This window comes from Saccharopolyspora shandongensis, from assembly GCF_900106995.1.
Taxonomy (GTDB): Bacteria; Actinomycetota; Actinomycetes; order Mycobacteriales; family Pseudonocardiaceae; genus Saccharopolyspora; species Saccharopolyspora shandongensis.
The window spans coordinates 181240-204568 of the sequence record NZ_FNOK01000002.1; the positions used below are offsets into that span (position 1 = coordinate 181240).

General features: G+C 68.8%; 20 protein-coding genes, 2 tRNA genes and 1 pseudogene. 11 read left to right on the forward strand and 12 right to left on the reverse strand.

Going from position 1 to position 23329, the window contains the following annotated elements; genetic code table 11:
• The first annotated feature begins 34 nt into the window (after window positions 1-34).
• The 3 genes from BLW84_RS02600 to BLW84_RS02610 are packed head-to-tail and all read left to right on the forward strand — an operon-like array spanning window position 35 to window position 1334.
• Window positions 35-529, forward strand: coding sequence for an SRPBCC family protein (locus tag BLW84_RS02600; protein WP_093260816.1), 495 nt, complete (start codon window positions 35-37; stop codon window positions 527-529).
• 47 nt (window positions 530-576) lie between these two features.
• Window positions 577-786 (forward strand): HTH domain-containing protein, encoded by a 210-nt coding sequence (locus BLW84_RS02605; RefSeq protein WP_093260818.1) that lies wholly within the window; start codon window positions 577-579, stop codon window positions 784-786.
• Between the two features lie 2 nt (window positions 787-788).
• Entirely contained in the window at window positions 789-1334 is a 546-nt protein-coding gene (locus tag BLW84_RS02610) for a Clp protease N-terminal domain-containing protein (protein WP_143060843.1), read from the forward strand.
• Window positions 1335-1341: 7 nt separating this feature from the next.
• On the opposite strand, the gene BLW84_RS02615 is transcribed toward BLW84_RS02610, so the two are convergent.
• The 12 genes and pseudogenes from BLW84_RS02615 to dnaA form a co-directional block, all read right to left on the reverse strand.
• On the reverse strand, window positions 1342-2589 hold the full coding sequence (locus BLW84_RS02615; RefSeq protein WP_093260820.1) for an MFS transporter: 1248 nt from the start codon (window positions 2587-2589) through the stop codon (window positions 1342-1344).
• A gap of 899 nt (window positions 2590-3488) precedes the next feature.
• Window positions 3489-3561 (reverse strand) — tRNA-Ala (locus BLW84_RS02620).
• Between the two features lie 96 nt (window positions 3562-3657).
• Window positions 3658-3765: pseudogene (locus BLW84_RS48305) on the reverse strand (DLW-39 family protein); the annotation flags it as partial.
• 65 nt (window positions 3766-3830) lie between these two features.
• Window positions 3831-3904 (reverse strand) — tRNA-Ile (locus BLW84_RS02625).
• 116 nt (window positions 3905-4020) lie between these two features.
• On the reverse strand, window positions 4021-4800 hold the full coding sequence (locus BLW84_RS02630; protein ID WP_093260822.1) for a DUF3566 domain-containing protein: 780 nt from the start codon (window positions 4798-4800) through the stop codon (window positions 4021-4023).
• A gap of 54 nt (window positions 4801-4854) precedes the next feature.
• On the reverse strand, window positions 4855-7350 hold the full coding sequence (gyrA, locus tag BLW84_RS02635; protein WP_093260824.1) for a DNA gyrase subunit A: 2496 nt from the start codon (window positions 7348-7350) through the stop codon (window positions 4855-4857).
• Between the two features lie 49 nt (window positions 7351-7399).
• Window positions 7400-9373, reverse strand: a complete 1974-nt coding sequence (gene gyrB, locus BLW84_RS02640) for a DNA topoisomerase (ATP-hydrolyzing) subunit B (protein WP_093260826.1) — start codon at window positions 9371-9373, stop codon at window positions 7400-7402.
• A gap of 360 nt (window positions 9374-9733) precedes the next feature.
• Complete coding sequence (locus BLW84_RS02645) at window positions 9734-10282, reverse strand: DciA family protein (protein ID WP_093260828.1); 549 nt, start codon at window positions 10280-10282, stop codon at window positions 9734-9736.
• A gap of 94 nt (window positions 10283-10376) precedes the next feature.
• Complete coding sequence (gene recF, locus BLW84_RS02650; protein WP_093260830.1) at window positions 10377-11549, reverse strand: DNA replication/repair protein RecF; 1173 nt, start codon at window positions 11547-11549, stop codon at window positions 10377-10379.
• Between the two features lie 403 nt (window positions 11550-11952).
• Window positions 11953-12840 carry a phosphogluconate dehydrogenase (NAD(+)-dependent, decarboxylating) gene (gene gnd, locus BLW84_RS02655; protein ID WP_093261111.1) on the reverse strand — a complete coding sequence of 296 codons (888 nt, stop codon included), beginning with the start codon at window positions 12838-12840 and terminating at the stop codon, window positions 11953-11955.
• A 153-nt stretch (window positions 12841-12993) separates the two neighbouring features.
• Window positions 12994-14118: a DNA polymerase III subunit beta gene (dnaN, locus tag BLW84_RS02660; protein ID WP_093260832.1), complete on the reverse strand. Its 1125-nt coding sequence runs from the start codon at window positions 14116-14118 to the stop codon at window positions 12994-12996.
• A 1486-nt stretch (window positions 14119-15604) separates the two neighbouring features.
• Window positions 15605-17311: a chromosomal replication initiator protein DnaA gene (gene dnaA / locus BLW84_RS02665; RefSeq protein WP_093260834.1), complete on the reverse strand. Its 1707-nt coding sequence runs from the start codon at window positions 17309-17311 to the stop codon at window positions 15605-15607.
• Window positions 17312-17919: 608 nt separating this feature from the next.
• Here dnaA and rpmH point away from each other — a divergent pair.
• From rpmH to BLW84_RS02705, 8 genes are all read left to right on the forward strand, one after another.
• Window positions 17920-18063: a 50S ribosomal protein L34 gene (gene rpmH, locus BLW84_RS02670; RefSeq protein WP_083822226.1), complete on the forward strand. Its 144-nt coding sequence runs from the start codon at window positions 17920-17922 to the stop codon at window positions 18061-18063.
• A gap of 12 nt (window positions 18064-18075) precedes the next feature.
• The gene (gene rnpA / locus BLW84_RS02675) at window positions 18076-18522 is read left to right on the forward strand and encodes a ribonuclease P protein component (RefSeq protein WP_093260836.1); all 447 of its coding nucleotides are present in this window, start codon (window positions 18076-18078) and stop codon (window positions 18520-18522) included.
• Window positions 18522-18848 carry a membrane protein insertion efficiency factor YidD gene (gene yidD / locus BLW84_RS02680; RefSeq protein ID WP_093260838.1) on the forward strand — a complete coding sequence of 109 codons (327 nt, stop codon included), beginning with the start codon at window positions 18522-18524 and terminating at the stop codon, window positions 18846-18848. Before rnpA ends, yidD begins: the two co-directional genes overlap by 1 nt.
• A gap of 5 nt (window positions 18849-18853) precedes the next feature.
• Window positions 18854-19786 (forward strand): membrane protein insertase YidC, encoded by a 933-nt coding sequence (yidC, locus tag BLW84_RS02685; RefSeq protein WP_093260840.1) that lies wholly within the window; start codon window positions 18854-18856, stop codon window positions 19784-19786.
• Between the two features lie 107 nt (window positions 19787-19893).
• Window positions 19894-20367: a Jag family protein gene (locus BLW84_RS02690; RefSeq protein WP_245760907.1), complete on the forward strand. Its 474-nt coding sequence runs from the start codon at window positions 19894-19896 to the stop codon at window positions 20365-20367.
• Between the two features lie 249 nt (window positions 20368-20616).
• Complete coding sequence (gene rsmG, locus BLW84_RS02695; protein ID WP_093260844.1) at window positions 20617-21315, forward strand: 16S rRNA (guanine(527)-N(7))-methyltransferase RsmG; 699 nt, start codon at window positions 20617-20619, stop codon at window positions 21313-21315.
• 53 nt (window positions 21316-21368) lie between these two features.
• On the forward strand, window positions 21369-22313 hold the full coding sequence (locus BLW84_RS02700) for a ParA family protein (protein ID WP_425441664.1): 945 nt from the start codon (window positions 21369-21371) through the stop codon (window positions 22311-22313).
• Window positions 22310-23311 carry a ParB/RepB/Spo0J family partition protein gene (locus BLW84_RS02705; protein WP_093260846.1) on the forward strand — a complete coding sequence of 334 codons (1002 nt, stop codon included), beginning with the start codon at window positions 22310-22312 and terminating at the stop codon, window positions 23309-23311. The genes BLW84_RS02700 and BLW84_RS02705 overlap by 4 nt, the downstream gene beginning before the upstream one ends.
• The last annotated feature ends 18 nt before the right edge of the window (window positions 23312-23329 follow it).

Genomic DNA, 23329 nt, shown 5'->3' on the forward strand with positions numbered 1-23329 from the left:
TCCGACCGGCTGGTTCGGTGGTCACGATGCTGACATGAGCGAACCGACCAGTTACGACCTGCACGCCTCGACGCACGTGTCCGCCACGCCGGACGAGGTCTACCGAGTTGCCAGCGACATCACGCGGATGGGCGAGTGGAGCCCGGAGTGCATCGGTGGCGAGTGGGCGTCCGGCGAACCGGGCACCGCCGGCGCCACCTTCAAGGGGCACAACCGCCACCGCGACGACGTCTGGACGACCGAGTGCGAGGTGACCGCGGCCGAGCCCGGCCGCCGGTTCGCCTGGGCGGTGCGGAGCTACCAGCCGACGCCCGACAACTCGGTGTGGTCCTTCGAGATCGAACCCGACGGCGACGGCTGCACCCTGACCCAGCGCTTCCAGATGAAGCAGCCGCCCAGCCGGCTGGTGTCGATCAAGGAGAGCCTGCCCGCCGACCGGGCCGCCACCTTCTTCGAGTTCCGCCGGTCGCGCCTGCAGCAGGCCATGCAGCAGACCGTCGACGCGATCCGGGACGCCGCCGAGCGCTGACGTCAACCGGGGTTGACACCTCCCGTTTGTCAACATACGTTGACAGCATGGCAGAAGCGACGGAACTCGCCTCCGCGGCGAGCAGCCGCGATCCGCGGATCGGCCTGCGAGCCGTTGCGGCGCTGCGGAAGCTGCTCGAACAACTGGAATCGGTCCAGGTCCGCAACGCCCGCAACCAAGGCTGGTCGTGGCAGGAGATCGCCGCGGAGCTCGGCGTTTCCCGGCAAGCCGTGCACAAGAAACACGGGAGGTCCTGATCATGTTCGAGAAGTTCGCCCCGCCCACCCGGCAGGCGGTGGTCCGCGCGGTGCACGAGGCCGAGCAGCACAGCGCCCCGGAGATCACCGACGAGCACCTGCTGCTCGCGCTCGTCGACGATCCGACCACCGCGGCCGGGCGCCTGCTCGCCGCGCACGAGGTGCAGCGCGATGCCGTCACGACGGCCTACCAGCAGGCACGACGGCTCGGCGGCCTGAGCACGTCCGATGCGGAAGCGCTCCGCGAACTGGGCATCGACGTGCACGACGTCGTCGCCAGCATCGAGCGCTCCCTCGGCGCGGACGCCCTCTCCCGCCGGCCGCGCCGACGGCGGCGCTTCTTCAAGTCGCACATCCGGTTCAGCACCGCCGGCAAGCGCCTGCTCGAAGCCACGCTGCGCGAGGCCACCGAGCTCGGCGACCGCCGCATCGGCGACGAACACCTCTTGCTCGCGCTGCTGCTCGGCAAGGGAGTCGCCGCGGAGCTGCTCGAAATCCACGGCATGAGCTATCGAAGCGTTCGCGCGTCCCTGCGCAGCGCGGCCTGAACGAGCGCTACGACGCCTGCCGAGTCGGTTCGGCCTCGAACACCTCCGCGGCGGCGGGGCGGCCGACCGCGGCAGCGCCGATCGCACCCAGCACGCCGACCACCGCGAAGGCGTAGAAGCCCCACGGGTACGCGATGCCGGCGGTGAGCATCGCGCCGCCGAGCAGCGGACCGCAGATCGCCCCGATGCGCCCGATCCCCGCCGACCAGCCGAGCCCGGTCGCCCGGTTCTCCGCCGGGTACACGCGCCCGATGTAGGCGTAGACGAGCACCTGCGAGCTGAACACGAAGCAGCCCGCGATGAGCACCGCCACGTACACGCCGATGCCGGGCAACTTGATGCTCAGCGCGGCGAGGAACACGGCCGAGGCCGCGAACCAGCCGATCGTCGACGGCCGCAGCCCCACCCGGTCGGCCACCGCCCCGGCGACGACCAGCCCGATCACGGCCCCGATGTTCAGCGTCAGCAGCAGACCCAGCGCGGCGCCCAGCGGATACCCGGCGGACTTCATGATCTGCGGCAGCCAGGTGTTGAGCCCGTAGACCAGCAGCAACCCCATGAACGAGGTGACCCAGAAGGCGAGCGTGGCGCGGGTGAAACCGCTGCGGAACAGCGAGGCCACCGCGCTGGCGCCGCCGCTGAGCTTGCGCTCCGGAGCGGTGGCGCGCAGGAACGAAGCCGATTCCGGAAGGTAGCGCAGCATCAGCGGAACGAGCACGAGCGCGGGCGCGGCCCCGATCACGAACATCGCGCGCCACCCGAGGCTCGGCAGCACGGCGATGCCGAGGAGCGCGGTGAGCACGGCGCCGACGTGGTAGCCGGTCATGATCGTGGTGGTGGCGCTGCCACCCTTGCCCGCGCGGGCGTACTCGGTGACCAGCGCGATCGCGGTCGGCAGGCACCCGCCGAGCCCGAGCCCGGCGAGGAACCGCAGCAACCCGAAGACGAAGACCGAGGGCGCGAGCGCGCACAGCGCGGTGAACACGGAGAAGCTGGCGACGGCGAAGATCAGCGCCTTCCGCCGGCCGACGACGTCGGTGATGGTGCCGATGGCCAGGGCACCGATGGTCATGCCCGCGAGCCCGACGGTGGAAACGACGGAAGCGCTGGCGGCGGTGAGCCCCCACTCCTTGGCGTCCAACAGCACGGGCAACACGCTGCCGAGCACGACCAGGTCGAACCCGTCGAGCAACACGGCGGTCCAGCACAGGGGCAGAACCCAACGGGCCCGCCCGGCATCAACCTGGCTCGACATGCCACCTCCACTGCACCGTCACAGAACCGGAATGCGCGAATGCTCCCCGCTCAGAACCCCCGACCAACGCCAACGTCTTCCACTGGACGGAATAGAAGCAAAACCGTCACCCACCCCCCCGAGCCAGGAAGAACAACGAATCCCCAGGTAACGCCCCCGAAAACCAAACCACCACGAAACCAGGACCAAACCAGCAACGAAACCGAGACCAACGAAAACCAAATGTCCAAAGAGGACAACCAAACCGGAGCGAAGAAAAAGCACGGGCCGATGACGGACCCAGCGGAGACGCAGGTGGCAAAGGCGGCGAACGCGGAGGCAGAGACGGAGGCAGAGACGGAGGCAGAGGTAGACGCAGAGGTCGAGAGCAGCCGCCAGAGGAGGCGAAGCCCCCAATGGCCGACGAGACACAGCAGCCGAACCAGAAGCAGCCAACCAGCACAAAACCAGCACGAGCATCGAGCACGAGCTGACACAGCCGAAGGCTGACCACAGAACAACACAGCCGAAGGCTGACCACAGAACAACACAGCCGAAGGCTGACCAACAACCAGAAAAAGGCCGACAGCCGAAGGCTGCCAATACCCGAACACAGCCGAAGGCTGACCAAAAGCCCGCAACAGGACGAACGAAAGCTGCCCCACGCCCACCCAGGCCGAACAAGGAAGAACGGCTCAAACGGCACAACAGGAAGCCGGCCAAGCACCCCGACAGCCGAAGGCTGGAGAAAACCACGAAAAGGCTGGTCCGAGAGCAGGCCGGGAACGCTCCCAAGGCGAGGAGCAAACAAAAAAAGACCCCCACACCGTGGGGGTCTGCGGGGGCTCGGCCCCCGCAAAATAATGACGCGGTAGTCAAGGCCCACGCTTTCCGTGGGCACACTCCACCGAACTAACGCGTGGAGACGAGGGGAATCGAACCCCTAACCCCCGCCTTGCAAAGGCGGTGCTCTGCCAATTGAGCTACGTCCCCGGCTATCGCAGCCCCACTCAGGTCTGCTGACCGGTGACGCGCGATGGCTGCCGGCTCGACGGCCGGCTCAAGCGCCCGGAGAAGCGATCAGGCCTCGGCGGTGGCTTCACGCCACAGGTCGGCCTCGGCCTTGGCAGCCCGGTTGCGCCGGATGACGAACAGCACGACTCCAGCAACTGCAGCGAGTGCGAGCAGCTTCTTCACTTCCGGTCGCCTCCTAGCACGGCGTCAGCCCGAGCAGTTCTCGGAGCTGGGAAAAAAATTTCCAGTGGGCCTAGAAGGACTTGAACCTTCGACCTCTTCGTTATCAGCGAAGCGCTCTAACCGCCTGAGCTATAGGCCCTTGGTGTGCTTCAAACAGTACAGGACGCCTTCCGGCACCCGAAACGGGGGGTCCCCGTTGGGATCTCGCCGGACGTGGCGATCCCGGTCGGAGACCGGAATCGCCACGTCAGCGGCTCATTCCCGCTCGGAGAGGGTGACCTCGACGCCACCGGCGAAGTCGGCCGCCACGTTGTAGATGAACGCGGCCACCGTCGCCAGCGCGGTCACCAGCACGATGTTGATCGCGCCGATGATGGACGCGACGCCGAACACCCGGCCGGCGCTGATCAGCGGCTCGCTGGCCGCGTCGTCGGGCTGGGTCAGCTCGGTGAAGGTGCCGTTGAGCTGGTCCCACACGCCCATGCCGTCGAGCACGCCGTACAGCACCGCGACCGCGATCATCCACACGAAGAACAGCGCGACGCTGAGCACCAGGGCGAGCTTCAGCACCGACCACGGGTCCAGCCGCTTCACCTGCAGGCTGGCCCGCCGCGGGCCTCTGCTCGGCCGCCGCGCCGAAGCCGTCGGCGAGGTGCGGGTGGCCCCGGCGGCACCGGTGGCGCCGCCGGTGAACGACACGGTCGTCCGCGCGGCCTGCGGCACCTTGGTGCGCACCGTCTCCTGGTCCTGCACCTGCTTCGGGATGTTCTGCGTGTCGGCGACGTCCGGCACCGGGGCGGCGGCCGCCACCGGGGTGCCGGCCTCGCCCGGCGCAGTCGCCGAGGCGCGTTGCCACGGTGGCGGTGCCTCGGTGCCGTGCAGGGCCTCCCCGCTGCCTTCGGCGTCCGGTTCGGCGGCCGAGCCGGACTCGGTGCCCTCGCCCCCGGTGCTGTCGTCGGCTGTCTGGGTGCTGACCGAAGCCCCGTCCGCATCCTGCTGCGGATCAGCCTGCTCCGGCTTCTCGGAAGGTGTCACGAGCGATCCTTCGATGATCGTCGGCGGCGTTGTGCGACGTGGTCTCCCACGGTTTTACTGCTGCTGCTCCGGCCCCGCAGCGTCCGGGTCGGCGGCCTCGTCGGCGTTGCGCGCGATCGCCACCAGCGCGGACCTGTCGTCCAGGTTCATCAGACGAACCCCCTTCGTCTGCCTGCCGGCCTTGCGCACCTCCTTGGCGGTGGTCCGGATGACCCCACCGGTCGAGGTGATCGCATAGAGCTCGTCGTCGATCTCGACGATGAGAGCCCCCACCAGCCTGCCACGCTTGTTGTCGTACTGGAGAGTCAGCACTCCCTTTCCGCCGCGGCCCTGCACCGGGTAGTCATCGATCGGGGTGCGCTTCGCGTAGCCGCCGTCGGTCGCCACCAGCACGTACCGGTCTTCCCGGACCACGCCCATCGCCAGCAGCTCGTCGCCTTCGTTGAACCGCATGCCCAGCACGCCCGAGGTGGCCCGGCCCATCGGCCGCAGTGCCTCGTCGGTGGCGTGGAACCGGATCGACTGGCCCTCGGCGGACACCAGCAGCAGGTCGTCCTCGGCGGAGCACAGCACCGCGCCGACCAGCTCGTCGTCGTCCTTGAGGTTGACGCCGATCAGACCACCCGATCGGTTGGAGTCGAAGTCGGTCAGGCGGGACTTCTTCACCAGCCCGTTCCGGGTGGCCAGCACCAGGTACGGCGCCGCGGTGTAGTCCTTGATCTGCATGATCTGGGCGATCTGCTCGTCCGGCTGGAACGCCAGCAGGTTCGCCACGTGCTGGCCGCGCGCGGTGCGGTTGGCCTCCGGCAGCTCGTAGGCCTTCGCCCGGTAGACCCGGCCCTTGTTGGTGAAGAACAGGATCCAGTCGTGCGTGGAGCACACGAAGAAGTGCGACACGATGTCGTCCTGCTTCAGCTGCGCGCCCTGCACGCCCTTGCCGCCGCGCTTCTGCGCCCGGTACAGGTCGGTGCGGGTCCGCTTCGCGTAGCCGGTGCGGGTGATCGTGACGACCACGTCCTCGTCGGCGATGAGGTCCTCCATGGAGACCTCGCCCTCGAACGGGACGATCTTCGTGCGCCGGTCCTCGCCGTACTTGTCGACGATCTCCATCAGCTCGTCGCGGATGATCTGCCGCTGCCGCTCCGGCTTGGCGAGGATGTCCTTGAGGTCCTCGATCTCCAGCTCGATCTCGGCCAACTGGTCGATGATCTTCTGCCGCTCCAGGGCGGCCAGGCGGCGCAGCTGCATCTCCAGGATCGCGTTGGCCTGGATCTCGTCGACGTCGAGCAGCTCGATCAGCCCGGTGCGCGCGTCGTCGACGGTGGGCGACCGGCGGATCAGCGCGATGACCTCGTCCAGCATGTCCAGCGCCTTGACCAGACCGCGCAGGATGTGGGCGCGTTCCTCGGCCTTCTTCAGCCGGAACTTGGTGCGCCGGACGATGACCTCGACCTGGTGCTTGACGTAGTACCGGATGATCTGGTCCAGCCGCAGGGTGCGCGGCACGCCGTCGACCAGGGACAGCATGTTGGCGCCGAAGGTGGTCTGCAGCTGGGTGTGCTTGTACAGGTTGTTCAGCACGACCTTCGGGATCGCGTCGCGCTTGAGCGTGACCACGATCCGCATGCCGCGCCGGCTGTTGGACTCGTCGGCGATGTCGGAGATGCCGGTGAGCTTGCCCTCCCGGTGCATCGAGGCGATGTTCTCGATGAGGTTGTCCGGGTTGACCTGGTAGGGCAGCTCGCTGACGACCAGCGTGGTGCGTCCCTTGCTGTCCTCTTCGACGTCGACGACGGCCCGCATCTTGATGGAGCCGCGGCCGGTGCGGTAGGCGTCGGAGATCGCGGTGGTGCCGAGGATGAGGCCGCGGGTCGGGAAGTCCGGACCCTTGATCCGCGCGATCAGCGCTTCGAGGAGTTCCTCGTCGGTGGCCTCCGGGTTCTCCAGCGCCCAGACGACGCCGTCGGAGACCTCGCGCAGGTTGTGCGGCGGGATGTTGGTGGCCATCCCGACCGCGATCCCGCCACCGCCGTTGACCAGCAGGTTCGGGAACCGCGACGGCAACACGTCGGGTTCCTGGGTGCGCCCGTCGTAGTTGTCGGAGAAGTCGACGGTGTCCTCTTCGATGTCGGCGAGCATGTGCATCGCCAACGGGGCCAGCCGCGACTCGGTGTACCGCATCGCCGCGGCCGGGTCGTTGCCGGGCGAACCGAAGTTGCCCTGGCCGTCGATCAGCGGGTGGCGCATCGACCACGGCTGGGCCAGGCGGACCAGGGTGTCGTAGATCGCCGAGTCGCCGTGCGGGTGGTAGTTGCCCATCACGTCGCCGACGACGCGGGAGCACTTCACGTAACCGCGGTCCGGGCGGAAGCCCGAGTCGTACATCGCGTACAGCACGCGCCGGTGCACCGGCTTGAGGCCGTCGCGCACGTCTGGCAGCGCGCGGGCCACGATCACGCTCATCGCGTAGTCGATGTAGGAGCGCTGCATCTCCTGCTGGATGTCGACCGGCTCGATCCGGCCGTGTTCCGGCGGCAGGATTTCCGTCATGCTCGTCCTTCGCTTTCCGGGAAGTTCGGGGGCTTAGCGGCGCGTGGCATCACACGTCGAGGAAGCGGACGTCCTTGGCGTTGCGGGTGATGAACGAGCGCCGGGCCTCGACGTCCTCACCCATCAGCACGCTGAACAGCTCGTCCGCGGTCGCCGCGTCGTCCAGCGAGACCTGCAGCAGCAGCCGGGTCTCCGGGTTCATGGTGGTTTCCCACAGCTCGTCGGCGTTCATCTCGCCGAGACCCTTGTAGCGCTGGATGCCGTCGTCCTTGGGCAGCTTGCGGCCCGCGGCGGCGCCCTGCTCCAGCAGCGCGTTGCGCTCCTTGTCGCTGTAGGCGTACTCCGGCTCCGAGCGCGGCCACTTGATCTTGTACAGCGGCGGCTGCGCGAGGAACACGTGGCCGTTCTCGATCAGCGGGCGCATGAAGCGGAACAGCAGCGTCAGCAGCAGGGTGCGGATGTGCTGGCCGTCGACGTCGGCGTCGGCCATCAGCACGATCTTGTGGTACCGCAGCTTGGACAGGTCGAACTCGTCGTGGATGCCGGTGCCCAGCGCGGTGATGATCGCCTGGACCTCGTTGTTCTTGAGGACCTTGTCGATCCGCGACTTCTCCACGTTGATGATCTTGCCGCGCAGCGGCAGGATCGCCTGGAACCGCGACTCGCGGCCCTCCTTCGCGGAGCCGCCCGCGGAGTCGCCCTCCACGATGTAGAGCTCGCACTCCTCCGGGTTGTTGGACTGGCAGTCCTTCAGCTTGCCTGGCAGGCCGCCGATGTCCATCGCGCTCTTGCGCCGCACCAGCTCCTTGGCCTTGCGCGCGGCCATCCGCGCCTGCGCCGAGGACACCGCCTTGTTGACGATCACCTTGGCCTCGGCGGGGTTGCGCTCGAACCAGTCGGTGAGCCACTCGAAGGCGGTGGTCTGCACGAACGACTTGACCTCGGTGTTGCCCAGCTTGGTCTTGGTCTGACCCTCGAACTGCGGCTCGCGGACCTTCACCGAGACGATCGCGGCGAGACCCTCGCGGACGTCGTCGCCGGTGAGGCTGCCGTCCTTCTCCTTGAGGAGCTTCTTCTCCTTGGCGTAGCTGTTGACCACGCGGGTCAGCGCCGAGCGGAAGCCCTCCTCGTGGGTGCCGCCCTCGTGGGTGTTGATGGTGTTCGCGAAGGTGTAGACCGACTGGTTGTAGCCGGAGTTCCACTGCATCGCGATCTCCAGCTCGGAGCCGCTGCCGGACGCGTTGAAGGACACCACCTTCTTGTGGATCGGCTCCTTGGTGGCGTTGATGTGCCGGACGAAGTCCTCCAGGCCGCCCGGGTAGTGGAAGGTGCGCTCGGTGGCGCGCGCGGCGGTGCCGGCCGCGTCTTCACCGGACTCGTCTTCCTCGGCGGCGCGCTCGTCGCGGAGCACGATCGTCAGGCCCTTGTTCAGGAACGCCATCTCCTGGAGGCGACGGGCCACCGTCTCGGCGTTGTACCTGGTGGTCTCGAAGATCGTCGGGTCGGCCCAGAAGGTGATGGTGGTGCCGGTCCGGTCGGTGGCCTCACCGCGCTCGACGTCGGAGACCGGCTTGGAGTCCTTGTAGCGCTGGCGCCACACGTGACCGTCGAGGTGGATCTCCGCCTCCAGGCCGGTGGACAGCGCGTTGACGACTGACACGCCGACGCCGTGCAGACCACCGGAGACGGCGTAGGAGTCGCCGCCGAACTTGCCACCCGCGTGCAGCACGGTGAGCACGACCTCGAGGGTCGGCTTCTTCTCCACCGGGTGGATGCCGACGGGGATGCCACGGCCGTCGTCGACGACGCGCACGCCGCCGTCGGCGAGGAGGGTGACCTCGACCCTGGTGGCGTACCCGGCCATCGCCTCGTCGACCGAGTTGTCCACGACCTCCTGGATCAGGTGGTGCAGACCGCGTTCCCCGGTGGAACCGATGTACATGCCGGGACGCTTGCGGACGGCCTCAAGGCCCTCAAGAACGGTGATGGATGAAGCGTTGTAATCGCTCTTCTTCGGTGCCACGGGCCTCGATTTCTCCTTGAGCCGACTGTGCTGGCAGGGTGATCGGTCGGTGCCGGTTCGTTCACGCCCCGCACCGCACCGCGGACCACTTCGGGGCGACCCGTCCGTCGGGGCCGCACCCTGATGCGTGCCGACGCCTGCGCCTCGACGACCACGGCGATCGAAGGCATCGGCCACACCCTTTTTCGATTCTACTGGTCCCCCGCGACAGAAGTAGGGCAAGGACACCCCTGACTTCCTCACAGAGCGGAGAACTCGAATCAATCCACCATCCGAGAGCCGCGGGCGGCTGTCGGGGGATCTCTGCCGCGATCGGCCGGTTACCTGCGCGCCCTGAGGACGGCACGCACCGCGAGGCTACTAGCCGTAGGTGTCCCGCGGGCCACGTCCGGAAATGTGGCGGGGGCCGTGTCGCCAGCTGGGGGCCGCCGGGCCCTGCACCTTGATCCGGCGCACCACGTCGCTGCCGACGCCGTCGCTGATCCGCTTCAGGATCTGGCGCTGGAGCAGGCGCAGCTGGGTGGCCCACGCGGTGGACTGGGCCTGGACGGTGAGCTCGCCGTCTTTCAGCGCCACCGGCTTGGTGTGCTCGGCGACGTCGCTGCCGACCAGGGTGGCCCACTTGGCGAAGACCTGGCCGCCGGAGAGGTGCTCGGTCCAGCCGCGCTCGCTGGCGATCCGCGCGGCCAGCCGCCCCAACGGCTGCGGGTCGCGGTCGTCCGGGCGAGGCCCCGACCAGCCACGGCGGCGGCGCGTCCGGACGCCACCACCTTTCTTCTTGGCGTCGCGGCGGCGGGCGGCGGACTGCTCGCGAGCGGCCTGCAGGGCGGCCCGGGCGAGGTCCGGCCCGGACAGCGCGGCGCCGTCGGACCCGACCGGGACCTGTGCTGACGCCGCCGAGTTATCCACACCATCCACAGAGTTATCCCCAGATGTGGGCAAATCGACGGCCTTTTCCGCCTCTTCGATCACTCTGGGTGCACTTGACGACCGCGAACGGTTACTAGACACGTCGCACCTCGCCTTCGCGGACGTCGAATCGGGCACCGGTGAGCTCCGGCGGCACGTCCTCCGCCACCGCCGCGGTCACCAGCACCTGCTCGGCGCCGGCGACCAGATCGGCCAGCCGGGCCCGGCGGCGGCGGTCGAGCTCGGCGAAGACGTCGTCCAGGATCAACACCGGCTCCGCGCCATCCTCGGTGAGCAGGTGGTAGGAAGCCAGCCGCAACGCCAGCACGAAGGACCAAGATTCTCCGTGGCTGGCGTATCCCTTCGCGGGCAGGTCGCCGAGCAGCAGTTCCAGGTCGTCGCGGTGCGGCCCGACCAACGACACGCCGCGCTCGAGCTCCTGCGGCCGGACCCGCTCCAGCTCGGTGAGCAGGGCCGATTCCAGTTCGGCCGGGTCGGCGGCCTTGCCCAGCGGCACGCCGCAGCCGGCGGGAAGCGACTCGCCGAGACTGCTGCGGTAGCGGACGTCGGCCACCCGACCGGACGGCAAGGTGGCCTCGTCGGTGGCCGCGACGTTGGCATATGCGCTGGTCACGTGCGGTGCGATGGCGGCGACCAGGTCGAGCCGGCCGGCCAGCAGCTCGGCGCCGCAGCGGGCCAGGTGGCCGTCCCAGACCTCCAGCGTCCGCACGTCCGCCGAACCGCCGCCCCGCCGCGCCGCGCCCGCGGACTTCAGCAGGGCGCTGCGCTGCTTGAGCACCCGGTCGTAGTCGGCGCGAACGCCCGCGTACCGGGGTGACCGCGAGACCAGCAGGTCGTCCAGGAACCGGCGGCGCTCGCCCGGATCGCCGCGGACGATCGCGAGGTCCTCCGGCGCGAACAGCACGGTGCGCAGGATGCCCAGCACGTCGCGTGGCTTCGCGACGGCACCGCGGTTGATCCGCGCGCGGTTGGCCTTGCCCGGCGTGATCTCCAGTTCGACCAGCAGCTCGCGCCCGCTGTTGACCACGGCGGCCCGCACCACCGCGCGCGCCGCGCCGTCGCGGACCAGCGGCGCATCGGTGGAGACGCGGTGCGAGCCGAGGGTCGCGACGTACCCGATCGCCTCGACCAGGTTCGTCTTGCCCTGTCCGTTGGACCCGACCAGCACGGTGATGCCCGGCTCCAGGGCCAGGTCGGCGTGCGGCCAGGACCGGAAGTCGGTCACTTGCAAATGACGGACGTACACGACGATCCAACTTACTTCGCTGAAGAGCGGGAGATTTGCATAGCGGTGCAAGTAGCGGAACCTCAGGGGTCTTCTCGGCTCCGGGATCCCCGACACACGTATGTCCAATACGACGCGTCGGGGCTGTCCTCGCGAGAAGACCCCTGAGAACCCGCGGCGGTGCCGGTTGCGCAGGTGGGCTAAGCGGCTCCGCCGCTTGCGGCAGCTCCCGTCTCCGCGACGTTGCGCGTCGCGGAGACGCACTACCACCGAAAGCGGCTGCGCCGCTTGCCTGACGCTGACCGCGTGAACGACCGCGTCGATCCACTGTCGGCAAGTCGACAAATTGCCTTAGCGACATGTGCCCTTCCGGGCCTGGGGGTGATTTGTCGACAAATCGACCCGGGCCCGAGAAGGGTCGTGATCAGTCCTCGGTCGTCTGCACGGCGTGGCCGCCGAACTGGTTGCGCAGCGCCGAGACCGCCTTCATCGCCGGCGAGTCCTCCTGCCGCGAGGCGAACCGCGCGAACAGCGAGGCGGTGATCACCGGGGTCGGCACGGCGTTGTTGATCGACTCCTCGACCGTCCACCGGCCCTCGCCGGAGTCGTTGACGTAGCCGCGCAGCTCGGTCAGCTCCGGGTCCTCCTCCAGCGCGCGGACCAGCAGGTCCAGCAGCCAGGAGCGGACCACGGTGCCGCGGCTCCACGCCTTGATCGTCTCCGGCACGTTGGTGACCACGCCCGACGCGGACAGCAGCTCGAAGCCCTCGGCGTAGGCCTGCATCAGGCCGTACTCGATGCCGTTGTGCACCATCTTCGCGTAGTGCCCGGCACCCACCGGGCCGGCGTGCGCGAAGCCCTCCTCGCGCGGCCCCTCCGGGCGCAGCGCGTCGAAGATCGGCATGGCGCGCTCGACGTCCTCGGCGTCGCCACCGGCCATCAGGCCGTAGCCGTTCTTGGCGCCCCACACCCCGCCGGAAACGCCGACGTCGAGGTACTTGATGCCGTGCTCGGCGAGCAGCGCCGCGTTGGCCTGGTCGTCGGTGAACTTCGAGTTCCCGCCCTCGATCACCAGGTCACCGGCGGACAGCAGCCCGGCCAGCTCCTCGACCGTCTGACGCGTCGGGTCGCCGTGCGGCACCATGATCCAGACGATCCGCGGGCCGGCCAGCTTCTGCACCAGCTCCGCGATCGACGCGACATCGCTGACGTCCGGGTTGCGGTCGTAACCGACGACGTCGTGACCGGCGGCGCGCAGCCGCTCACGCATGTTGAAACCCATTCGGCCGAGACCGACAAGTCCGAGTTGCACCGGATCTCCCTCTGCGAGCTGTGTATCGACTGGTTGGTCGGCGCGGGTGGCCGGCCGCGGGGTGAGGACCTTCACCAGCTGAATCGATCCGACCGGAGCCTAGCCATCGACGGCAGCGGCTCCGGCCGGGCAGTGCGCCGGATGTGACCCAGATCAGCCCGGCAGGCGGACCGGCATCAGGAGGTAGAGGTAGCCCTCCGCCACTTCGCCGTCCTCGCCGACCGGCTTGACCAGCGCGGGGCGGTTGGCGGTGGTGAACTGCAGCTGGGCGCGCTCGGTCTTCATCGCGCCCAGGCCGTCGAGCAGGTAGGCCGGGTTGAAGGCGATGGTCAGCGGCTCGCCGGAGAGCTCGATCGCGAGCTCTTCCTCGGCGCTGCCCTCGTCGTCGCCGCCAGCGGTCAGCCGCAGCAGCCGGTCGGAGAACTCCAGGCGCACCTGGGTGCCGCGCTCGGCGACCAGCGACACGCGCTTGATCGCCTCGACCAGCGGTGCGACGTCGACGTTGGCGGTCACCGCGCTCTCGGCGGGCAGCAGCTGGCGGTACTTCGGGAACTCGGCGTCGAGCAACCGGGTGGTGTTGCGGCGCGCGGTCCCGGACAGCCCGAGCAGGCCGTCGCCGGAGGCCAGCGAGATCTCCACCTTGCTGCCGCCGGAGCCCAGCGTCTTCGCGGAGTCGGCGAGCGTCTTGGCCGGGACGAGCACCGCGGTGTCGTCCATCGAGGTGCCGGGCTCCCAGGTGATCTCGCGCATCGCCAAGCGGAACCGGTCGGTGGCGACCATGGTCAGCTTGTCGTTGTTGATCTCCATCCGGATGCCGGTGAGCATCGGCAGCGTGTCGTCCTTGCCGGCCGCCACCGCGACCTGGCCGACGGCTTCGCTGAACAGGTCGCCCGGGACGGAACCGGCGTGCTCGGGCATCGCCGGCAGTTCCGGGTAGTCCTCGACCGGCATGGTCGGCAGGCTGAACCGGGAGCTGCCGCAGGTGATGGTGACGCGGGAGCCGTCGACGGTGAGCTCCACCGGGCGGGCCGGGAGCGCCTTGGTGATGTCGGCCAGCAGTCGCCCGGAAACGAGGGTGCGCCCGCTGTTGTCGATCGCGGCGTCGATGGTGACCTGGGCCGAGACCTCGTAGTCGAACCCGGAGATGGTCAGCGCCTCTCCGGAACTCGCGTCGAGCAGCACCCCGCCCAGCACCGGAACCGGTGGCCGTGACGGCAGGCTGCGCGCGACCCAGGCGACGGCGTCGGCGAGACCGTCACGTTCCACGCGGATCTTCATGGGTGTCCTTTCGGTTCCAGCCGTGGCTCGGCTGCCGAGAACTGTGTGTCGAGCTGGAGCGAAGCAGCTCATCGGGTCGTTGTGCCTCGTGTCCCCGCAATGAGGGCGAAGCGATCCCCCACGAGCGCCGTGCACGCGAAGCTCGGCTCGAGCTCGACCCGGAGTTCACGCCGGCAGCCTCCGCGGGAGTTCCACCGTAGAGCGTGCGACGCGATCTCCGCATCCGGGTCCGAGCAGTTCGTCAGGCCGCCCTGGCGGTCCGGGCGGAGTTGTCCACTTATCCACCGAGCCTTCTTCTCTTTTTCTTTTTTCTTCAAAGAGAAGAAATGACCGCAGTAGTAATAGGGCCTGTGAGTTGTGGGGACAAGTGTCGTTTGGGCTGGTCGGGTGGCGTGGTCGGGTGTGGATGAGCACGGGATGTAACCGGGGACTACGGCAACCGGGTGGTGGACAACTTCTGCCCCATCTCGATCCGTCCACAGCCATCGCCAGTTGTCCACAGTTCCATCCACAGTCGTCGACCCAGTTGTACCCATCCCCTGCCGGTTTTGGGCCCCTCCACCGATCGGGCTGTGGGCAAAGCTGTGAGAGCGTTGTGGTCAACCCGGCTCCGCTCTGTGGGCAGACCGCTCCAGCTTGTGCACAGCTTGTGGATGGATTGGGGAAAACTCCAGGTCAGGCCTTGGGATGGAAAATCTGTGGACAGCCAGCGCTCCGGTGGACTTTTTTCCCGGAGGGGTGAGGCGAAGACCACCCTGGTCCCCAGAAAAGTTCGGCGCGCCAACGCCTTCCACAACTGCGGAGCGCGCTTGATCGACCTCGGAACGTGGTGATTTGCTGTCCCGGCGCGGCCAGCGACGGCTCGATGCGCGCGGTTGGCGGCCCTCGGAGCCCCGCGCGGAACCCGAATTTTTCTGCGAGAGCGGCCTGATCCGAGCCGGGCGGCCCAACAGAAACATCTCGCCGCGCCCGGCGGACTCCGGAATTACCCCCCGAGTCCCGAAGCGGCCCGAGGGGCGCGCTGCCATCCGCACTCGAACGCCGCCCCGCTGCGGGCTCGGCGGCGACTCACCGGACCGATGCCCTACGGCGCTCGACCGGAGAGCTTTCTGTTGGCGGGGGTGGCTCGCGGCAGGGTGGGGTGGCAGAAAGATTCGCCGCGCGAGCCGAAGGGAATCACACCGGGGACCGCGCGATAGCCCGGCACAGGCCATCTGAGCGGGTCGGCCCCTCTGACCTGGGCAGAAGCCGAAGCGCCAGGCCAAGATGGCCCGTTACCGCTTTTCCGCAAACGCGACTGCCACCGCGAAGCTCAACGTGACACGAACCTGAGCTGCCGCAAGCGGCGAAGCCGCTTAGCCCACCCTCGCAACTCGCACCGCCGCGGGTTCTCAGGGACATACTCAAGTCGGGGATCCCGGAGTCGAGAAGGCTTCTGAGGTTCCGCTACCCGCACCGCTACGCAGAAAACCCAGATTCCTAAGAATCAGCGGGACTGCTGCTTGATGCGGGCGGTGAGCTCCTGGACGTGTTCGTACACGCGGCGCCGCTCCGCCATCTCCTTGCGGATCTTCTTGTCCGCGTACATCACCGTGGTGTGGTCGCGGCCGCCGAAGTACTGGCCGATCTTCGGCAGCGACGAGTCGGTCAGCTCCCGGCACAGGTACATCGCGATCTGCCTGGCCTGCGCCAGCGCCTTGGTCTTGCCTGGGCCGCACAGGTCGTCGATGGTCACGCTGAAGTAGTCCGCGGTCACGGCCATGATCGTCGGCGCCGTGATCTCCGGGGTCTGCGAGTCCGGGATCAGGTCGCGCAGCACGATCTCGGCCAGCTGCAGGTCGACCGGCTGCCGGTTCAGCGACGCGAACGCGGTGACCCGGATCAGCGCGCCCTCCAGCTCGCGGATGTTGCGCTCGATCCGGGACGCGATGAACTCCAGCACGTCGGCCGGCGCGTTCATCCGGTCCTGGGCGGCCTTCTTGCGCAGGATCGCGATCCGCGTCTCCAGCTCGGGCGGCTGGATGTCGGTGATCAGGCCCCACTCGAACCGGGTGCGCAGGCGGTCCTCCAGGGTCCGCAGCCCCTTCGGCGGCCGGTCCGAGGACACCACGATCTGCTTGTTCGAGTTGTGCAGGGTGTTGAAGGTGTGGAAGAACTCCTCCTGGGTGCCTTCCTTGCCCTCCAGGAACTGGATGTCGTCCACCAGCAGCACGTCGACGTCGCGGTACCGGCGCTGGAACGCCACCTGCCGGTCGTCGCGCAGCGAGTTGATGAAGTCGTTGGTGAATTCCTCGGTGGACACGTAGCGGACGCGCATCCCGGGGAACAGCCGCTGCGTGTAGTGCCCGACCGCGTGCAGCAGGTGCGTCTTGCCGAGCCCGGACTCGCCCCAGATGAACAGCGGGTTGTACGCGCGGGCCGGCGCTTCCGCCGCGGCGACGGCGGCGGCGTGCGCGAACCGGTTCGAGGAGCCGATGACGAACGTGTCGAAGGTGTACTTCGCGTTCAGCCTGGTCTGCGAGGTCGGCGGCGCGTGCTTCGGCGCGGTGAACGGCTGGCCCTGCGGCGGCTCACCCCGGCCGAAGGTCGGCCAGATCTCGTTGCCGTTCTCCTCGGCTTCCGGCTCGGGCGCGCTCTCCGGCTCGGCATCCGCCTCGTCGGCCTCCAGCGGCTGCGGGACCTCGCCGCCCGGCCACTTGAATTCGGCGGTCGGGAAGTCGATCTCCGGTGCCGGGTCCGGCGCGGCGTGCCGCCCTTCGACGGGCGGGATCGAGCCGGTGTGCGCGGTGTGGCCGAAGGTGTCGGTGCCCCGGCCGAAGCTCGCCGCCGGTGCGTAACCGGGCGTGGGCTGATCGGCGCCGGGCGAGGTGACGCGGCCGGACCAGGGGTCGGCCGGCGCGGGCGCCGCGACCGGGCGGGTGGGCGCGGGAACCGCGGTGTCCACCTTCACCGCGAGCGACACGGCGCGGCCGAGGCGGCGCGACAGCGCGTCGGTGATCGGATCGCGCAGCGCGCGCTCGATGGCTTCCTTGGCGAAATCGCTGGGCGCGGCGAGCAGCGCGGTACCGTCCAGCAGACCGATCGGCCGGGTCACTCGCATCCAGGCGCGCTGCTGTGGTGAGAGGGTGCCGGAGGACAGCTCCTGCACCACCTCTTCCCAAACTCGACCGAGATCGGCTTGGTGGTCGGACACCGCCTTGCTCCCCTCCCCTCGCTCGCGCAGCCCCCGGTTGCGGTCCCGGGGCCTGGCTCCCACGATGCTCGGGCGCGTTCGGTGTCACGGGACGGTGGGGCCAGACTCTTGTGGACACCTGTTCGAGCAGGTGTCCACAGAGTTGTCCACAACTTGTGTATGAAGGTACGGCAGGCCGGTCCGGTGATCCCCCCTGGGGCCGTCGTACCGCTGCGATCCAGGTCAGGGCATCCCCGCCGAGGCCGGTGCTCCCATCCACCGGTCGCGAATCGCAGGGGGGCACGCTAACAAGGTCACGCCACGCTTACAAGCGAGTCCCGGAGATGCCGGGAAGATCGCGATGTGGCAGCCTGTGGACCGTCAGCGCGCGGGCTCCCGCTTCTATTCGACGACCCCGGTTAAGCGCTCCTCGTCGCCAGTGCGTACCCTCGAACAGTCCCCCGCTTCCTGAGCGGGCACGTCGCTGCGCCGAGATTCCGGCGCCGTGCACCGCTCGGTGTTGCCGATCGCCGCACGTCCGGCGACTGCGGCTCGCGAGGCAGGGACACCTTGACCGAACCGTGGTTCACCGTGGCCATCGGTGCCTGTAGTAACCGGGAGATCCGACCGTGAGCAAGGGCAAGCGCACTTTCCAGCCGAACAACCGCCGCCGTGCCAGGAAGCACGGGTTCCGGCTGCGCATGCGCACTCGGGCCGGCCGGGCCATCGTGGCCTCGCGCCGTCGCCGGGGTCGCGCGCAGCTGACTGCCTGATCGCGTCCGGCCGTGCTTCCCGCGGCAGCCCGGCTGACCAAGAACCAGGAGTTCCGCCTGGTGGTCCGTCGTGGCCGTCGGGCCGGTCGGTCCCGATTGGTGGTCCACGTGTTGCGCGCGGACCAGGCACGGGACCTCGGCCCGCATAGCACCGGCGAGGCCTTACCGGAAGCCGAGGCGAATACGGCACCCACCCGGAAATCGGATATCACGACCCGGGTGGGTTTTGTCGTGAGCAAGGCTGTGGGCACGGCGGTGATCCGGCACCGGGTCACTCGCCGACTCCGGCACTTGATGCGCGACCTCTTGCCCGCGTTGCCCGCTGGCACACTGGTGGTGGTCCGCGCCCTGCCACCGGCAGCAGATGCGTCCAGCCGTGAACTCGGTGCGGACCTCGACGCGGCGCTGCGCAAGCTCCGCGTCATCGCCCCCGATGTTCCGGCGACGGGTTCCAGTTGATGGCTCCGGACGAGCAGCAGGACGACAGGCTCCGCGCCCCCGCTCGGCGCCCGAGCCCGCTCGCCTGGGTGCTGCTCGGTCCGGTGCACGTCTACCGCAAGGTGATCTCGCCGCTGCTGCCGCCTTCGTGCCGGTTCTACCCGAGCTGCAGCACGTACGCGGTCGAGGCGCTCACCGTGCATGGCCTGTTCCGCGGCGGCTGGTTGACGTTGCGCAGGTTGCTGCGCTGCGGCCCCTGGCACCCTGGAGGCCTGGACCCGGTCCCACCGCCCCGTGAGCGGTCCGCGGCGGGTGGCCGCGTACCCGAGAAACCTGCCGAGGAGTAGCCCGCGTGCTGGACTTCATCTACTACCCGGTGTCGGCCATCCTGTGGTTCTGGCACAAGGTGTTCGGCTTCGTGCTGGATCCGGCCAGCGGCTACGCCTGGGCGCTGGCGGTCATCTTCCTGGTCTTCACGCTGCGCGCACTGCTGTTCAAGCCGTTCGTGCACCAGGTGCGGTCGATGAAGAAGATGCAGGAGTTCGCGCCGCAGATCCGCGAGCTGCAGGCCAAGTACGGCGACGACCGGCAGAAGCTGGCCGCCGAGATGCAGAAGCTGCAGGCCGAGCGGGGCTTCAACCCGCTCAGCGGCTGCCTGCCGATCCTGGTCCAGGTCCCGGTCTTCATCGGGCTCTTCCACGTGCTCAACGGGTTCAAGCCGGGCGCGCCCTCGAACTTCATCTTCAACGCCGACGACGTCGCCTCGTTCGTGGCGGCCGACCTGTTCGGCGCCAAGCTGTCGAACACCATCAGCCAGGCCCCCGAGGTGCTCGCGACGTTCGGCACCGACCGCTGGGACATGATGCTGGTCGGCGTGCCGCTGATGATCGCCGCCGCGATCGCCACGCACTTCACCGCGCGCCACTCGGTGCAGCGGCAGACCGCGGACGCCGCGGCCAACCCGCAGACGGCGATCATGAACCGGATGACGTTGTGGATCTTCCCGATGTTCGCGATCATCGGTGGTCCGTTCCTGCCGCTGGCCATTCTGATCTACTGGCTGGCCAACAACTTCTGGACGCTGGGTCAGCAGCGAGTGGTGTACAGCCGGATCGACCGCGAGGAGGCTGCGCTGGCCGGCGCGCCCGCGGTCGTCGAATCCACCGCGGTGGAGACCGGCACCACGCACAGCGCGGACCCGGTGGCCAAGGACGAACCCGGTGAGATCCCCGGGGTGATCGAAGACCGTTCTCGTGACGCGGACAAGCCGGGCGAGTCCCGCTGAATTCGTCGCGAACCCTGGAGAGGAGACACCCAGTGTCCGAAACCGTGCAGGAGTCGAGCCCGTCCGCGGCCGAGCCCCAGAACGATGAGACCGCCGAGAAGCCCGAGGTGTCGAACACCGAGGCGCTCCTGGTGCAGGAGGGCGACATCGCGGGTGACTACCTGGAGCGGCTGCTCGACCTGCTGGACTACGACGGGGACATCGACCTCGACGTGGAGGCCGGCCGTGCGGTGGTGAGCATCGACGGCGGCGAAGACCTGGAGAAGCTGGTCGGCAGTCGCGGGCAGGTGCTGGAGTCGCTGCAGGAGCTGACGCGGCTCGCGGTGCAGCAGGAGACCGGCGTCCGCAGCCGGCTGATGCTGGACGTCGCCGGCTGGCGGGCGGGTCGTCGGCAGGAGCTGACGGAGCTCGGGCGGTCGACCGCCGAGGGCGTGCTGGAGAGCGGCAAGGAGGCGCGGCTGCGCCCGATGACCCCGTTCGAGCGGAAGATCATCCACGATGCGGTCGCGGCCGTCGACGGCGTTCACAGCGAGAGCGAAGGCGAAGAGCCCAACCGCAAGGTCGTCGTCTTCAAGAGCTGACCCCTACCCCGCCGGTGCCCCCGCGGTCTTCGGACCGACGGGGGCACCGTCGTCTTCGGGTCGGGTTCCACGTGAAGCACGCCGGGCCCCGTCATGCCGCTGTAGAGTCCGCGAAGCGTCGCGAGCCACGACGAGTCGAATCTCGACGCGTGTTTCACGTGAAACGTGGGTTGATGCTTGGCTGCGGAGCGCAATCCGGCAGGCTTAGGTCAAACACCTGGTTCCACGTGAAACATCGGGGTGAATGCTTTGACCGAAGGTGCGCCGGCGGCGGCGCAGGTCGTGTTCGGTGACCGAGTGGCGTTGGCCGAACGGTTCTACGACTTGCTCCAGGAGCACGGGATCCGCCGCGGATTGATCGGTCCGCGCGAGTTGGACCGGCTCTGGGAAAGACATTTGTTGAACTCTGCGGTCATTGCGGAGTTGCTGCCACCGAATTGCCGGGTGTTGGACGTAGGCTCTGGGGCGGGGTTGCCGGGCATCCCGTTGGCGATCGCCCGCCCGGATCTCAGCCTGACCCTGTTGGAGCCGATGGCTCGACGGGTGACGTGGTTGCAGGAAGTCATCACCGAGTTGGAGCTCACCGTCGAAGTGGTGCGCGGACGTGCCGAGGAGGGCCCGGTGCGCGAACGGCTGGCCGATCAAGACGCCGTGACCGCGCGCGCCGTGGCACCGATGGAACGGCTTGCGAAGTGGTGCGTCCCGCTGCTGCGGACGGGCGGCCGGCTGCTCGCCATGAAGGGCGATAGCGCGGCGGAGGAACTCGAACGGGACGCCGCGGCGATCGCCGCGGTCGGTGGCGGCCCCGGCGAGGTGGTTTCGTGCGGCGTCGGCGTGCTCGAAGTGCCGACGACCGTCGTCGTGGTGGAGCGGGTCTCGGCGGCCCGAAATGCGTCCGGTCGGCGTCGTGAGGGTGCACGTCGAACGAGAAAGGATCGTGGACGGTGAATCCGGAGTCAAACGGATCGGGTCGTGTTTCACGTGAAACGAAGGGACGTGCAATGGGCGGGCTGCGGTTTCCCTCCGGGCCGGGTAGCGACCCGTCGACGAGCAACTTCGGCACGGACGACATCGGCTGGACCCCGATCATGGAGGAGGCCCAGCGGGCGACCCGGGTGCTGCACCCGGAGACCCTGGAACTCCCCCGCCCCACTCGCCGGAGAGTCATCACCGTGGCGAACCAGAAGGGCGGCGTCGGCAAGACGACGAGCACGGTGAACCTCGCCGCCGGGCTCGCGCTGCACGGGCTCAAGGTGTTGGTCATCGACCTCGACCCGCAGGGCAACGCGAGCACCGCGCTGGGCGTCGAGCACCGCTCCGGCGTGCCGTCGGTGTACGAGGTGCTGCTCGGTGAAATCAACATCGCCGATGCGGCGGCGCAGAGCACCCAGTCGAAGAACCTGTGGTGCGTGCCGGCGACGATCGACCTGGCGGGCTCGGAGATCGAGCTCGTGACCATGGTGGCGCGCGAGGGCCGGCTGAAGGAGGCGCTGAACTCCGAGGCGGTGGAGCAGCTCGCGCCCGACTACGTCTTCATCGACTGCCCGCCGTCGCTGGGCCTGCTCACGGTGAACGCGATGGTCGCCGCGCACGAGGTGCTGATCCCGATCCAGTGCGAGTACTACGCACTGGAGGGCCTGGGGCAGCTGCTCCGCAACATCGAGTTGGTGCAGGCGCACCTGAACCCGGCGCTCTGGGTGTCGACGATCCTGCTGACGATGTACGACGGTCGCACCAAGCTGGCGGATCAGGTGACCGCCGAGGTGCGCGGGCACTTCGGCGACCTGGCGCTGCGGACGGTCATCCCGCGCAGCGTGAAGATTTCCGAGGCGCCCGGCTTCGGCCAGACGGTGCTGACGTACGACCCGGGCTCGCGCGGGTCGATGAGCTACCTGGACGCCGCTCGGGAGATCGCCGAGCGGGGGGCCGAGAGGAAGACAGCATGACCGAGCGTCGAGGTGGTCTCGGCCGCGGCATCGCCGCGCTGATCCCCAGCGGTCCCCCGGCCGGCGCTCCCCCGGCGGGAGCCGACGGCGCCGCGCTGCGCAGCCCGGTGCTCCGCGGCGCGCCGAGCGTCAAGCCGGTGGAGGAGCCGGTTTCACGTGAAACCGGCGGCACCGTGGCGGGCGCGGTCTACCGCGAGATCGCCATCTCCTCGATCACGCCGAACCCCAAGCAGCCGCGCCAGGTCTTCGACGAGGAGGCGCTGCAGGAGCTGCAGCACTCCATCCGCGAGTTCGGCCTGATGCAGCCCATCGTGGTCCGCGAGCTCGAGACCGATCAGTTCGAGCTGATCATGGGCGAGCGCCGGTGGCGCGCCTCGCAGCTGGCCGGGCTGGAGTTCATCCCGGCCATCGTCCGCAAGACGCAGGACGACGAGCTGCTCCGGGACGCGCTGCTGGAGAACATCCACCGGGTTCAGCTCAACCCGCTCGAAGAGGCGTCGGCCTACCAGCAGCTGCTGGAGGAGTTCGGCGTGACGCACGACGAGCTGGCCGACCGGATCGGCCGCAGCCGCCCGGTCATCTCCAACACCATCCGCCTGCTGCGGCTGCCGATGGCGGTGCAGCGGCGAGTGGCGGCCGGGGTGCTCTCGGCCGGGCACGCCCGCGCGCTGCTCAGCCTTGAGGACGCCGGAGCCCAGGAGGACCTCGCGAAGCGGATCGTCGCGGAGGGCATGTCGGTCCGTGCGACGGAGGAAGCGGTGACGCTCCAGAAGTCGGCGGCGCCCGTGAAGGAGAAGTCGGCGGCGAAGAAGCCGATCCAGGCCCCCGGCTTCGAGCGGCTGGCCGACCGGCTGTCCAACCACTTCGACACGACCGTCAAGGTGGAGCGCGGCCGGCGGAAGGGGCGGATCGTCGTCGAGTTCGGCTCCGTGGACGATCTTGAACGGGTTGCAGAGTTGATCTTGGGTGATCAGACCCTTGGAGCCGATGAGCAATGACACCGGGGTCTTTCGTCA